The sequence below is a fragment of the Bacillus sp. AK25 genome (assembly GCF_048270685.1).
In the GTDB taxonomy this organism is placed as follows: Bacteria; Bacillota; Bacilli; order Bacillales; family Bacillaceae; genus Bacillus; species Bacillus altitudinis.
The window spans coordinates 449189-461760 of sequence record NZ_JBLUWC010000001.1 but is presented as its reverse complement, the minus strand read 5'-3'; the positions used below and the strand labels follow the sequence as shown (position 1 = coordinate 461760).

16 protein-coding genes are annotated in these 12572 nt (G+C 41.2%); 6 read left to right on the top strand and 10 right to left on the bottom strand.

The genetic code is table 11. From position 1 onward, the window contains the following. Positions 1–25 precede the first annotated feature (25 nt). The 5 genes from ACNO7B_RS02240 to ACNO7B_RS02220 all read right to left on the bottom strand — a co-directional run bounded on the left by ACNO7B_RS02240 (position 26) and on the right by ACNO7B_RS02220 (position 2967). A complete protein-coding gene (locus ACNO7B_RS02240; protein ID WP_417901106.1) occupies positions 26–253 on the bottom strand; it encodes a hypothetical protein in 228 nt (75 codons plus the stop codon). A gap of 249 nt (positions 254–502) precedes the next feature. After that, positions 503–967, bottom strand: coding sequence for a hypothetical protein (locus tag ACNO7B_RS02235; protein WP_417901105.1), 465 nt, complete (start codon positions 965–967; stop codon positions 503–505). Between the two features lie 84 nt (positions 968–1051). Continuing rightward, positions 1052–1351 carry an ArpU family phage packaging/lysis transcriptional regulator gene (locus ACNO7B_RS02230; RefSeq protein ID WP_417901104.1) on the bottom strand — a complete coding sequence of 100 codons (300 nt, stop codon included), beginning with the start codon at positions 1349–1351 and terminating at the stop codon, positions 1052–1054. Positions 1352–1832: 481 nt separating this feature from the next. Further along, the gene (locus ACNO7B_RS02225; protein ID WP_417901103.1) at positions 1833–2612 is read right to left on the bottom strand and encodes a Cof-type HAD-IIB family hydrolase; all 780 of its coding nucleotides are present in this window, start codon (positions 2610–2612) and stop codon (positions 1833–1835) included. Positions 2613–2715: 103 nt separating this feature from the next. Then, positions 2716–2967, bottom strand: a complete 252-nt coding sequence (locus ACNO7B_RS02220; protein WP_396484135.1) for an excalibur calcium-binding domain-containing protein — start codon at positions 2965–2967, stop codon at positions 2716–2718. A 200-nt stretch (positions 2968–3167) separates the two neighbouring features. Here ACNO7B_RS02220 and ACNO7B_RS02215 point away from each other — a divergent pair, with 200 nt between their 5' ends. The 3 genes from ACNO7B_RS02215 to ACNO7B_RS02205 are packed head-to-tail and all read left to right on the top strand — an operon-like array spanning position 3168 to position 4138. Then, the gene (locus tag ACNO7B_RS02215) at positions 3168–3545 is read left to right on the top strand and encodes a VOC family protein (protein ID WP_008347199.1); all 378 of its coding nucleotides are present in this window, start codon (positions 3168–3170) and stop codon (positions 3543–3545) included. A 25-nt stretch (positions 3546–3570) separates the two neighbouring features. Next, complete coding sequence (locus ACNO7B_RS02210; protein WP_065459860.1) at positions 3571–3864, top strand: DUF5316 family protein; 294 nt, start codon at positions 3571–3573, stop codon at positions 3862–3864. A 31-nt stretch (positions 3865–3895) separates the two neighbouring features. Then, positions 3896–4138 carry a DUF2651 family protein gene (locus ACNO7B_RS02205; RefSeq protein WP_417901102.1) on the top strand — a complete coding sequence of 81 codons (243 nt, stop codon included), beginning with the start codon at positions 3896–3898 and terminating at the stop codon, positions 4136–4138. 243 nt (positions 4139–4381) lie between these two features. Here ACNO7B_RS02205 and ACNO7B_RS02200 read toward each other — a convergent pair whose 3' ends face one another. Continuing rightward, positions 4382–4774 (bottom strand): RidA family protein, encoded by a 393-nt coding sequence (locus tag ACNO7B_RS02200; RefSeq protein WP_007498112.1) that lies wholly within the window; start codon positions 4772–4774, stop codon positions 4382–4384. Positions 4775–5124: 350 nt separating this feature from the next. Here ACNO7B_RS02200 and ACNO7B_RS02195 point away from each other — a divergent pair, with 350 nt between their 5' ends. From ACNO7B_RS02195 to ACNO7B_RS02185, 3 genes are read left to right on the top strand one after another with little or no spacing between them, the layout of a single operon-like run. Then, a complete protein-coding gene (locus ACNO7B_RS02195) occupies positions 5125–5589 on the top strand; it encodes an FMN-binding protein (RefSeq protein WP_336750127.1) in 465 nt (154 codons plus the stop codon). 15 nt (positions 5590–5604) lie between these two features. Further along, positions 5605–6582 (top strand): FAD:protein FMN transferase, encoded by a 978-nt coding sequence (locus ACNO7B_RS02190; RefSeq protein ID WP_417901101.1) that lies wholly within the window; start codon positions 5605–5607, stop codon positions 6580–6582. After that, positions 6540–7406: an RnfABCDGE type electron transport complex subunit D gene (locus tag ACNO7B_RS02185; protein WP_417901100.1), complete on the top strand. Its 867-nt coding sequence runs from the start codon at positions 6540–6542 to the stop codon at positions 7404–7406. The genes ACNO7B_RS02190 and ACNO7B_RS02185 overlap by 43 nt, the downstream gene beginning before the upstream one ends. 45 nt (positions 7407–7451) lie before the next feature. Here the strand turns inward: ACNO7B_RS02185 and ACNO7B_RS02180 are convergent, their stop codons facing one another. The 4 genes from ACNO7B_RS02180 to ACNO7B_RS02165 all read right to left on the bottom strand — a co-directional run bounded on the left by ACNO7B_RS02180 (position 7452) and on the right by ACNO7B_RS02165 (position 12462). Further along, a complete protein-coding gene (locus ACNO7B_RS02180) occupies positions 7452–9200 on the bottom strand; it encodes a methyl-accepting chemotaxis protein (protein WP_417901099.1) in 1749 nt (582 codons plus the stop codon). A gap of 166 nt (positions 9201–9366) precedes the next feature. Continuing rightward, positions 9367–10488, bottom strand: a complete 1122-nt coding sequence (locus ACNO7B_RS02175; protein ID WP_417901098.1) for a mannitol-1-phosphate 5-dehydrogenase — start codon at positions 10486–10488, stop codon at positions 9367–9369. Position 10489: 1 nt separating this feature from the next. Next, positions 10490–10924 carry a PTS sugar transporter subunit IIA gene (locus ACNO7B_RS02170; protein ID WP_019743148.1) on the bottom strand — a complete coding sequence of 145 codons (435 nt, stop codon included), beginning with the start codon at positions 10922–10924 and terminating at the stop codon, positions 10490–10492. Between the two features lie 95 nt (positions 10925–11019). Further along, complete coding sequence (locus ACNO7B_RS02165; RefSeq protein ID WP_367638071.1) at positions 11020–12462, bottom strand: PTS mannitol transporter subunit IICB; 1443 nt, start codon at positions 12460–12462, stop codon at positions 11020–11022. Positions 12463–12572: the final 110 nt, after the last annotated feature.

Here is a 12572-nt window from a genome sequence, read left to right as displayed (position 1 = left end):
TTATAGTTCATTTGAGAGGAAAACGTCACCTGGTTATGACGAAATTGACAAAATTATCCATCCCCAAACTAAGATCATACGCATCTCCTTGTCCTTTTCTTTTCTCTTCTTTATCAACGTCTCTAAAGTATTGAAAATTATTAAGGTATAATTTCCCTTCCCTTAAATCTTCAAGATATTCCTTCTTAGAGAATTTCAACAAACTAAATATCTTATTATCATCTACAAGTACTTCGTTTAGCATAGTTGCCATGAAGACATCCACACCTAAATATTGGCAGAAAGTAAGCATATGGAACTATTTACGAAATTTGTCGAACAAAAAAGTGACTTACGGTTTGGAAGCCCGTTCTCAATCTATCGCATAATACAATATTACAACCGTTTTCCCGTCATGCTGCGCCAAAAATACGCCAGTTTTACGCCAATAATAAGCCAAAATAAAAAAGCACCCCGAAGGATGCTCTTGAAGTTTAAATACAGAAGGAACTAATTACGAAATTCATTTGTTATCTTTCTGTTTCCTAGTATGGACTTGTTCAAATGTTTTTAACATTGAACTTGCAATGCTTCTGTCCTTTCTGTCTTTATTCAATTCTCTCATTAACCATAAAATTGAGACAGCTACAAAAAGAGACCAAATTAATTTATTTGGAATAAGTTTATATTGAAAAGATAGGTATGCAATAAATAAAGGAACAATGATAGGTAAATATCTTCTATTTGGATCTTTATTATTATCAATATAAGAAAACCTAGATATTGCAAATTCAATGCATTCAATATCCAAATCATGAAGATTCTCTATACTATCCTTATAATGATCCTTATTTTTACCATGTTTAAATTCTTCAAAAAAATATGGTAGCAATTCTTTTTCTGGATATGTGTAGATCACATTCTCTAATTCCAATAATTTTTCATTCTTTGTTTCAGTATTAGTTTCTACATTCTTTTTTTCACTCAATTTTTCTCACTCCTTAATTTTATTATCGGATAAGATTTACAATGTTTAGGGGAACGCAAAATTTGTCGAACGAAAAAAACAACTCTAAACGGGTGCTTTATATACAACTTCATTGAGCGCATACGCCAAGTCTAGGAATGCCTTTCCTTTCAAGCGTGTATATGATATTTCACTCATGCCGATTTCATTGTATACCTGGTAATAGAAAACAGGTTCTTGCTGCATGTAACGTTTTATAATGATCTGCCTCTCGTTATATGGAAGACGATTGACTGCTCTTTGTACCTTCTCAAGAAAGGCATTTCGTTTCTGTTCCCATTCAATCGGTTTAATTGCTGTGCTTTCAGTAGATGAGCGGAAAGCGTTGGTTGTGGCGAGAGGCACTATGCTGAATCCTCCTGTTATCTTCGGCAGCATATCGGCCGGGACTTGAAGAAAGATATAAGCGGTAGTTGTCGAGAATCCTTTCAACTCTTTTTCTCGTTTCCTTTTTATCAATTGCAGGCGGTTCACCCAACATCAGCAAGTCCCCTTTCTCCCGCTCTTAATTCCTCTACCTTTTGAACGATCTTTTTCCTTGCTCTCTCTATATGTTTTTGAACCGAGCCTTTCGCTATCCCATAAAGTGCGGCGCATTTGCTGAAAGATACATTATGACCGACATCTAAAACCCCTTTATACCAATGTATTTCAAGCTCGTATAACAATAGAATTAGGAGAAAATAATAAAAGTGAGAGGGCATGTCCTCTCACTTTCCGCGTGTAAACAAACTCTCGCATTCTTTGTACGTCCTACGCAAAGAAGGCAAAGGGCTAAAATCAAGTTCATTCTAGCCCATTGTCAACAATCTATTTTTCTACTCGTTTATTTAGACAGCACCCAATGCTGGATGGCTTTTGCTACCCCGTGCTCTGTATTAGGAGCCGTAATCCAATCAGCCGCTTCTTTCACAACTTCTTGTGCATTGCCCATTGCGATGCCTAATCCGGCTTCTTGAATCATCGCCATATCATTCAGGCTGTCGCCAAGTGACATGACATTGTCCATTGTGCAGCCAATGCGTTCTGCTACTTTTGCAAGAGCTGCCGCTTTGTTAATGCCTGCTGCATTGACTTCGATATTGGTTGGACTGGAATTCGTGATTTCTAGCTGTCCATTTGTTTTCAATGTATGGAGGACTTCCTCACGAACAGCATCGTCATAAATATCAAAACCAAATTTCAACCATTCGTGGTCATGAATGCGTTCAGGAAATTCTCCTCTCCACACCTTATCCACAGTAGATGCCCAGTAATCGGTTTCGTATCTGTTTTTTAGATCCCACATCATCTGAACGTGATCGGGATGCAGCAGTTCCCGTTCGATCAACTGGAAGTTTGAATCCCAAATTTCACTTCCGTTCGCTGTGACAAGATAGGAAGAGAGTTTCAGCGGCTCGACCAGCTCTCGGCATGTCATCAGCGTACGTCCTGTGCTAATCACCACATGGACCCCTTTGGCTTCTGCTTCTTTAATGGCTTGTTTATTTTCCTCAGGAATGACGTGCTCACTGTTTAACAGCGTGCCATCCATATCAATGGCAATCAATCGGATGTCTTTCTTATCAGCTTGTGTTGACAAATTGAGTACCCCACTTTGTATCATTTTTTGAATCTATCTTTATTTTAATATAAAGATGAAGATGGCACAAAGGGACGAGTTTGATCCCATAGAAAAAAGACCTTGTGACAGGTCTTTTTTCTTCTTCTTAACGTTCACACGCAATGCCGTCTTTATCACGGTCAAGGTGTTTATTTTTTAAGTAAAGTGCTTTTGATGCATAAGGCTTGTACTTCGTTTTTCCACCTTTATTTTTCGTATTTTTGCTTTTTGCCACGCCGCCTTTATACACTTTGTTGAGTGCTTTGCAGTTTTTGTACTTGACTGTCTTTGCATCCGCTGTGTGAGTGTCAACTTGTGTAAAGCTAAGTAAAAGACCGAATGATATGACAGCCACCATGATTTTTTTCAACATGTAAGTTCCCCCCTATTTTTTCTCATTTTACATTTTTATCATATGTCACCACATTTTGTTTTTCAAGACGATTGAGGTGAAAATATTGGTTTTTTTGGAATTTAATAATTCTTATGACCTATATGTTAAAATGAGTGGGAAACCTTTCCGGTTTTGACACGTATATGAAGAGAGGAGCTTTCCATATGAAAATGAAATATACCATTCTATATGTAAACGATGTTGAAGCAAGTATTCAGTTCTACCATCATATTCTCGGTTTCCCGATTAAATTGAGGGTTGAATCCTATGTTGAGTTTGATACAGGAGAAGTGACCTTATCGATTAATTCACGCCAAGATGTGAAAGAGGCACTTGGTCTGCCTGTTCCAGAGGCAGTTAGCTCGTCACAAACGTTTGAGATTGGCTTTGTTGTGGATGATGTGAATGAAACCATTGCGTCCTTGAAGGAAAAAGGAGTACCTGTCATCAAGGAACCTGCCAAGAAGCCGTGGGGACAAACGGTCAGTTATGTGTCTGATCCTGATGGACATTTCATTGAAATATGTGATGCGGTCTCCTAATAGCTGTCCGAAGGAGTGAAGCGTAATGAGAAAGAAACATGCTTTTTTTGCTGGTGTTTGCTCCATGCTGTTGATTTGCAGTGCGGCGCTCTTATTACAGCACCATGAATGGATTGGATTCGTCAGTGGTGGAATCTCTATTATTGCGTTCGTTGCATCTGGATTTCTTATGGGTGCATGGACCAACGGGGAAGAGGCACGAGCGGCCTATCACTCTGAAACAAAAGAACACCGGATGTTTCGTCTTGATACGGCGTTTCTTTTCATCATCTTTGCCCTTCCGCATATGGGTGCAGCACTGTTATATGTTTTTATGTAAATAGTTGATTTGGTTCAAAGGAGTAATTAACATGGCTGTTTTTGTCTTATTCGTTGTATTTGGTTTACCTATGATCTCTGTGCTGATTGGTATTTTCGGTACATTGTTTTTAAAGAACATTTGGTTTCCCACCTTGATTGTGCTGGTAGCGAGTGTGATTCTGATGTTCACCTTTATTGGTGGAAATGAATCTTTTCTCATTTGGGTCATCGTCTACACAGTCTGTGCATTTCTCGGTGCATTCATTACAAAGCGATTCAAAGCTGTTTCATAAATACTCATCAAAAAAAGAACAGTTTGCACTGTTCTTTCAGATTGTTGACAAAGGGCTAAAATGATTCTTTATTTTAGCCCTTTGTCTTCTTTTCAGCGTGATAGAAAACCTTTGCAGTCTAGGAAGGACGAGTACTGGAGCGGAGCGAATTTGACATTCGTGAGCACCAGCACGCAGGACTGACAAAGAATGCGAGGGTTTGGCTACACGCTGAAAGAACAGTTTGCACTGTTCTTTTTTTGATTAAATATCCGCACACCATAGCTCTATTTCGATTTTCAGCTCTGGCCACCCTAATGCAGTCACATAGGCAACGGTCATTGATGGATATGCCGTTTTGAAGATTGCATCCCACTGTGGATATAGATGATCCCAATCAATTTCTTCTGTTGCCCAAATATTGACTTTGATGACGTGTTCTTCATTTAACCCTTCTGATGCAAGGATTCTCTTTATATTTTCAAACGTATTGGTGACTTGGTCGTTTAAGCTTGATGGGATCTGTCCATCCGCTCCTGTCCCTACTTGACCTGATGTCACAAATAACCCCGCACCCTTTGGCACCCTTGTGATATGACTGTAGTTGCCAACGGGTTTCGGCATACTTTCTGGGTTTTTTCTCGTAATTTTTTCCATGTAAATCCCTCACTCACTATGATTTTTCTGCGTGTTTTTCCTCCTGTAGACAGACTTCACCAATTTTTGTCTATCCTAAAAGAAAACAGCAGTGGAGTATCCGTAGCCACAAGGTAAGAACATCAATATTTTCTTTTTCATGGCCGAAACACTCCTTTTTGATTGCGTGAGCAAGGTTTAGATTTATTTCATCCTACCTGATAAATGAACCACAGTCAAAAATAAATGATAAACGATAACGTGCAATATTTTGATTCTTCATACCCATTATCTAAAATCGTTCTTTTCTTGTTCATGGTTTGTTCAAATTTCTTCTATATAGTAGATCGTATTAGGAGGTAGGATACATCATGGCAAAAATAAATAAGAAAATGATTAGTCTTTGCACCGCAGCTATCAGCAGCTTATACATCACTGGTTATGCAACTACCCATCACGCTCAAGCCGTTCAGACAGCACAATCAAATACACAAGTAGACGCTTCTTCAAACAATACATCTCTCACATCAGATACTACCGCCACTCAAACAGAAGATACCACTTCAGAAACTGAACTCAAGGATGGTACTTTTTCTGGTACTGGATCAAATGAGATTGGCTCTATCAGTGTATCTGTTACCATCAAACAAGGAAATATCACTTCTGTCGAGATTACGAGTGATAACACTAGATACGGACAAAGCTCCATTTCATCATTACCCAATGAAGTGGTCATCAGACAAAGTGCTGATGTAGATACGGTGAGCGGTGCAACATTAAGTACTCAGGATTTTGAAACAGCCGTTGCTCAGGCTTTAGAGCAGGCAAAGGCATAGAGAGGAGACACTATGATGAAATGGTTAGGACAACAAAAACTGATGACTTATCAAAAATCCATGCTGGCTATGGGAACTGTTATCAATATTCAAGTGGTTGCCTATGAAGAAGATCGACGAGCTGTTTTAGAAGACATCAATCGCGCTTTTTCCATTTTTTACGATATCGAACATCGGTTTAGCCGTTTTCGCTCTGATTCGGAAGTCATGAAGTTAGCCAATCGTTCAAAGCAAGAGGTATTAGTCAGTGAAATGCTTTTCGATTTAACAGCCTATGCGTTAGAGTTAGCTGAATTAACAAATGGAAAGTATGATCCAACCATCGGGAAAGTCATGGAACAAAAAGGATTCGATCGTTTATATACAACAGGACAAACTTTTTCATCACATGACGTACCACATACAGCTGTTCATTACCGTGACGTCCAGTTAAACGAGACGAATCGGACGATTTATTTGAACAAACCGCTTATTTTGGATTTCGGTTCTATTGCAAAGGGATTTGCGTGCGATCTTGCCGCAAAAGAGCTTGAAGCATGGGAAGGCTTTATGATGAATGCTGGTGGGGATGTGTTGGTATCTGGATTTAACGAACAACAAGAAGAGTGGACAATTGGGATTCGGCATCCCATTCACAAACAGACCAACATCTCGGTCATTCAAACGACTAATTGTGCGATTTGTACATCTGGAAGCTATGAACGGATCAGCCGTAATGATCCTCATACGCACCATTTGATTCTCCCTCAAACGAAACAGTCTGAACAAAGTTTGTTAAGCTGTACCGTCATTGCACCACTCGGTATGCTCGCAGATAGTCTCTCTACAGCTGCTTTTTTATTAGGTAGAGAAGGAGGTTATTCTTTTTTAGCCGAACATGAAATACCTGCCGTGATGGTGGATCAAGATGCTGATATGACCCTAACACCGGAGATGAAGGAGGTTCCATCATGGAATTACAGCCAGCACCAACCACAGACCAAACATTTTTGAAATCATCGCCTTCACTAAAAACCTACATTCGGACGCCGAAACGGCATGTCATTGCCATTCTTTTGGTTCTTCTAGCCGCCGGCAGTCTGCACACTGGATTTCTTAGTGGTCTCACTACAGTTGCCACCAGCATCGGGACAGCACTAATTCTTGACTCTTTTATCTCAAGAGTGGTTTGGAAAAACAATAAACACACATTCCCTGATGGAGCTCTGCTCACAGGGCTGATTATTGGCATTGTTCTCAGTCCAGCCACTTCTTTTGCTGTATCTACTTTCACAGCCGCAGTAGCCATTTTATCTAAGCATGTCATCACTTATCAAAAGAAGCCGATTTTGAATCCAGCTGCGTTTGGTTTATGGCTCTCAGTCATTTTATTTTCTTCCAATCAAAGCTGGTGGGGCGGTATGTCTCTTCTACCTTGGTGGACCCTATTCCTTGTGGTGGTCGGCGGTTATTTGGTGACAAGCCGCGTACAAAAGTTCCCGCAAGTTTTCGCCTTTCTAGCCGCATACGGACTCATTCACCTCATATTGGGATTCATTGGCTTAACGGATGCTTCATCTGCTTTTATGACGCCCTACTTAAATGCCGTCTTGTTCCTTGCATTCTTTATGTTGACTGATCCACCTACTTCACCAGCAAAGAATCGTGATCAAATCATCTTTGGTATCCTCTGTGCTGTCGTTTCATGTGTGGACTTCTATTTATTTAACAGCTTATCCTACTTACTCACAGGGCTTTTATGTGCCAATGCTTGGAAAGCCTATCGAACGTACCAAACAAATCAAAAGCGACGGGCAAAAAGGACGAAAGTCGTCTAAATAAAAAAACGGACATCGACTTTTCGACGTCCGTTTGACCATACCTTATAAACGATAACGTGCAATATCTTGATTCAATCGCATGCTTAGCTCATTGAGCCTTTCTGCTGCCTTCGCCACATTGGAGATGGCGGTGACTTGTTCGTCTGTAGATGCAGTGATTTCTTCAATCGCTGCGGCATTTTCTTGAGAAATATGCGCTGCACCATGCATCGCTTTTGTGATGAGGTCGTTTTGTTCCAGTAATGTATTCAGCTCTTTTGCCATCGCATTCGTTTCAACGATGGTTTGTGAAATCGATGTAGAGATGGAATTGAATTCTTGTTCTGTTGCATGAACCGCTTCATCAAGCTCGGCAAAACGATCCATTGTTTTGGACATCATGCCAGCTGTAGCCGTCGTTTCTTCTTTAATGCCTTGAATCATCTGCTGTATTTGAACAGCTGATTGCTTTGTCTGTTCAGCTAAATTCCGCACTTCACTCGCCACAACCGAGAATCCTTTGCCATGCTCTCCTGCACGAGCTGCTTCAATGCTCGCATTCAGTGCCAGTAAGTTCGTTTCGTTTGAAATGCTTTCAATGGTATCTGTGATTTGAGAAATATCTTGTACTTTTGTACTTAACTGCTCAATCCCTGATCGAATGCCTTGAGATGCCTGAATGGATTGCTCATTTGATTGTTTTAATTGCTGGACAATTTGCTGACCCTGCTGGGAAGATTGGTTCGACTGGTCTGAAATTCGTTTGATCTGGTCGCTTTTTTCTTTGACGTTTTCAATGGATTGATTGAACTGAGTCATTTGTTGATTGGCTACCTCAAGGTCTGATGCCTGATGAAGAGTCCCTGTTGAGATGTCTCCAATCGCTCTGCCAATTTCTTCACTGCTAGCGGATGTTTCTTCAGAGATGGCGGATAGATCTGTCGCAGATTCGACGAGCTGGCTGCTCGTTTCCTGCAAACCGCTCACAAGTGCTCTAAGCTCTCCTGACATATGATTAAAACCTTTTGCCAACTGCCCAATTTCATCCGAGGTTTCTTTTAAGCTGGTGCGTTCAAGATTGCCTGCCGCAATTTCTTTTGAAGCAGCCGTGACTTGCTTAAGCAATCTCACTTTTCCTCGGGCTGCCAAATAAAAGACACCCATACTTAAAAGAGCGACACCTGCTGTAATGAGAATAATATAGAGCTTCATCTGCTCTAGTTCTTTATAAAATTCATCCTGAAATACAGCGATTCCTATACTCCAATTCCACGGTGTAAACTGGTTCATATAAGCGAGTTTTTGCTTTTCTTCCCCCGTGGCATCGTCTTTATCCATATAGGTGATATAGTGTGCATCCTCGCCTTTTGCTGTGGCGCCAGCGACCATTTTTTGACGATTTGTCGTGTTATCTGGGATGACGCCGATGTCGTTAACTGGATGAACCTGTGATGAATAATCGGCTCCATATGCGACAAGGTAGCCTTTATTTTTATAGATGAAATCTGATTTTTGAAATTGATACCCTTTCCCGTTGTCATTCTTCGGCCCGCTCAAGTATATACGGGCTTGTTCCTGCGCCTGTTCAAGCGTCAGTTCTTTTTTCTCCACACGGTCGTTCAATTGTTCAAGAGTGGCCATCGCTCCATTTACGATGTGTTTTAAATCTGCTTTCCCTGCATCAATTAAGACATTTTTCGCTAAAAAATACCCCGTTGTTCCTACAAGTCCGCCTGTTAAAATTGTAATAACGATAATGGCTGACATCAATTGAAAAAAGACACTCCTTGAAGCAAACGCTTTCTTTTTCATGTTCTAATTCCCCCTTACTACATATATCGTCATGCAGGGGAAAGTATTAAAAAAGTCATAGAAAAATCCCTTTCACGTTAGAGAAAGGGATCTCAGATTGTTGACAAAGGGCTAAAATTGATTTTAGCCCTTTGTCTTCTTTTCACGTTAGAAAGGGATTTTTTGATTATCGCTCGGTTTCTTTGAGGATGTCTTGATAGAGATCGTCTTCAGGTTTGAGTCCACATACCTCTTGAAGCACACCTTCAATGCCTTTTTCTTTCCTTAATGCCTGCAAGCGGACCGCTTCTTCGTCTTCTGCAAAGTCGTAAGCCAAAGCAGCAGCAATCCCTTTGATTAAGTACACTGGCTGCTTGATCTTTTTCGCTGGACCGATTAAACGGTCATCTGCTCCCAGCTTTCTAAGAGGAGAGCGTGCGACACGAGTCACTTCATCGGAAATAAACGCATTTTCAAATCGTTTGATGATTTTTTGAATGTACGCATCATGTTCTTCTTTTCGGAAGCCATACGCGTCAATTAAATAACTGCCTGTTTCATGAAGGGCACCTTCGACAACTTGACGAATGCCTGGTGTATCAACAGCTTCTTTAATGGTTTTTACGCCTTGCTGATACCCGACATAAGCCGCTAGTGCATGTCCTGTATTGACGGTGAAAAGCTTCCGTTCAATATACGGCGTCAAATCTTGGACAAAGGTCGCTCCGTCAATTTGCGGAACATCTCCAATAAAGCCCGTCTCATCAATGACCCACTCGAAAAATGGTTCAACCGACACTTTGAGAATGTCCTCATGGTGCTGAATCGGAACAATGCGGTCAACCGCAGCGTTTGGAAAGCCAACGGTTTGTGATATCACTGCTTGCTCATCTGCTGTTAAATGAGAGAACACCGCTTCTTTTAAATGAGCACTTCCCCCAATCATATTTTCACATGCCACGATGTTGATGATATGGTCAGGCTTTTTTTGTTTTAAACCTTCAGCAATAGATGAGGCAATGATCTTCAATACGGCTGGTCCAACAGCTGTTGTAATCAAATTGGCTGTGGCAACGGCCTCTGTTAATGCCGCTGGGTTTTGCGAGGAATTGATCGCTGATACGGGCCCGACTACTTCTTGCTTCTGCCCTGGTGCTGCGAGTTCAACCGTGTATTCTCCTCTTTCATTCAGCTCATTGATGACCGCTTCATTCACATCGGTAAAGACAAGCTCAAAGCCTGATGCCTTTAACAAAGAACCGATAAACCCTCTGCCAATATTCCCTGCTCCAAAATGAAGTGCCTTCATGTTAGTTCACCTCATTAAAGATGGCGATCAGTTCATCCTGATCCTTTGCATGAATGATCCGTTCTACATTTTCTTCTTCTGAACAGACAATCGCAATTTGAGACAGAATATCAAGATGCTCGTTGTTTTTCCCAGCGATCCCAAAGACGACTTTCGCCACATTTCCTTCCCCATATTCAACACCATCTGGAATTTGGATAATCGAAATCCCTGAATGAAGGACTGCCGCTTTCGCATCCTCTGTTCCATGAGGGATTGCAATGCCGTTCCCCATAAATGTAGAAGAAATTTCTTCTCTTTCAAACATTTTGTCGACATAATCACTTGTGACGTAGCCGTTTGCTACAAGGACTTCGCCTGCTTTTTTGATGGCTTCTTCTTTAGAACCTGCTTGTTCGTTTAGAAAAATATTGTCTTTAGAAAGTACTTGTTTCATACATGATCACACACCTTTTTTAGAATAAAAATCAGGAAAACAACCAAAACGGGGAGTTCAATTAGGAAAAATTGGACTCAACCCGTTTCGTCATGTTATTTTTTCAATTTCTCAATCAGCTCATCATATTTCGGGCTGTTTAAGAAATTATCCACTGAGATATGCACAGCGCCTGGCAGCTTTGCCTTTGCTCTGTCTGTTAAATCTTTATGAGTAAAGACCACATCCGCATCGTCTGGGATGTTGCTGATCGATGTGTTTGTCACATCGATATCAAGCTCTGCCTTTTTCACTTTGTTTTTCAGAATGGACGCACCCATTGCACTTGAACCCATCCCTGCATCGCAGGCAAAGATGATTTTGTTCACGTCATCTGGATTGACGTCACTTGGAGATGCTGCTTGCTCATTAGCTTCAGCGTCTTCATTTTGTGCTGTAAGAGCAGCGGCGGCTGCACTTTTCTTGCCTTTCATGTCCTGCATCTTTTCTGTTGCTGCTGTTAAATCTTCGTCAACTTCTTTAGATGCTTTCAAAATGACCGATGCGACAAGGAACGATACGATAGCTGCTACGACAACACCTGCTAAAACGGCAAGGTGACCGCCTTTTGGAGACATCAGCATAAGCGCAATAATACTTCCTGGTGACGGCACAGCTTTTAATCCTGCATTTAATAATGTGAACGTCAGGACACCACTTGCTCCCCCTGCAATGACAGCCAAAATGAGTTTTGGTTTCATTAAGATGTACGGGAAGTAAATTTCATGGATTCCTCCTAAGAACTGAATGACAATGGCACCTGGTGCAGACTGTTTCGCATTTCCTCTTCCAAAGAACATATACGCAAGAAGAACACCTAAACCTGGCCCTGGGTTTGTTTCAAGCAAGAACAGAACAGACTGCCCTGTCTTCGCTGCTTGCTCGACCCCTAACGGCCCTAAAATACCTTGGTTAATTGCGTTGTTTAAGAATAATACTTTTGCAGGTTCAATGAAGATACTTGCCAGCGGTAGTAAATGAGCATTGACAATGATATCTACCCCTGCCGCAAGGGCTTTATTCAGTCCTAGTACCACTGGGCCGATAGCATAGAATGCAATGGCAACAAGAATGGCACCGAGGATACCTGCCGTAAAGTTATTCACAAGCATTTCAAAGCCAGATTTGATTCGGTCTTTGAACAGCTGGTCGATTTTCTTAATAAGATAACCGCCCAGCGGCCCCATGATCATGGCACCTAAAAACATTGGAATGTCTGAGCCAACAATGACCCCAATCGTAGCCGTAGCACCGAGCACTCCGCCTCGATGGTCATAGACGAGTTTACCGCCTGTGTAACCAATTAAGAGCGGCAGTAAGTAGTTAATCATCGGTCCAACGAGTGTAGCTAATTGCTCATTCGGAAGATAACCACTTGGAATGAACAAAGCTGTAATGAGTCCCCATGCAATAAATGCACCAATATTCGGCATAATCATGCCGCTTAAATAGCTTCCAAAGCGCTGTACTTTCACGCGGAATCCGCTTTTTTCCTGCATCTGTGAAAACCCCTTTCTTCTCTCCCTTTATTTCGGGCTTTATAGGTCAAAAGATATAAGAACAAGAGTCAGTGAAGCCCTTATACCTATCGTAAAACGCTTTCACTTTC

Bases quoted from the DNA above. Each gene is read 5' to 3' on its own strand.
- ACNO7B_RS02210 (WP_065459860.1), top strand. From the start codon at position 3,571: ATGAGAAAGAAACATGCTTTTTTTGCTGGTGTTTGCTCCATGCTGTTG.
- ACNO7B_RS02195 (WP_336750127.1), top strand. From the start codon at position 5,125: ATGGCAAAAATAAATAAGAAAATGATTAGTCTTTGCACCGCAGCTATC.
- ACNO7B_RS02185 (WP_417901100.1), top strand. From the start codon at position 6,540: ATGGAATTACAGCCAGCACCAACCACAGACCAAACATTTTTGAAATCA.
- ACNO7B_RS02225 (WP_417901103.1), bottom strand. From the start codon at position 2,612: ATGATACAAAGTGGGGTACTCAATTTGTCAACACAAGCTGATAAGAAA.
- ACNO7B_RS02220 (WP_396484135.1), bottom strand. From the start codon at position 2,967: ATGGTGGCTGTCATATCATTCGGTCTTTTACTTAGCTTTACACAAGTT.
- ACNO7B_RS02170 (WP_019743148.1), bottom strand. From the start codon at position 10,924: ATGAAACAAGTACTTTCTAAAGACAATATTTTTCTAAACGAACAAGCA.
- ACNO7B_RS02165 (WP_367638071.1), bottom strand. From the start codon at position 12,462: ATGCAGGAAAAAAGCGGATTCCGCGTGAAAGTACAGCGCTTTGGAAGC.
- ACNO7B_RS02175 (WP_417901098.1), bottom strand. From the start codon at position 10,488: ATGAAGGCACTTCATTTTGGAGCAGGGAATATTGGCAGAGGGTTTATC.
- ACNO7B_RS02190 (WP_417901101.1), top strand. From the start codon at position 5,605: ATGAAATGGTTAGGACAACAAAAACTGATGACTTATCAAAAATCCATG.
- ACNO7B_RS02215 (WP_008347199.1), top strand. From the start codon at position 3,168: ATGAAAATGAAATATACCATTCTATATGTAAACGATGTTGAAGCAAGT.
- ACNO7B_RS02200 (WP_007498112.1), bottom strand. From the start codon at position 4,774: ATGGAAAAAATTACGAGAAAAAACCCAGAAAGTATGCCGAAACCCGTT.
- ACNO7B_RS02180 (WP_417901099.1), bottom strand. From the start codon at position 9,200: ATGAAAAAGAAAGCGTTTGCTTCAAGGAGTGTCTTTTTTCAATTGATG.
- ACNO7B_RS02205 (WP_417901102.1), top strand. From the start codon at position 3,896: ATGGCTGTTTTTGTCTTATTCGTTGTATTTGGTTTACCTATGATCTCT.
- ACNO7B_RS02240 (WP_417901106.1), bottom strand. From the start codon at position 253: ATGGCAACTATGCTAAACGAAGTACTTGTAGATGATAATAAGATATTT.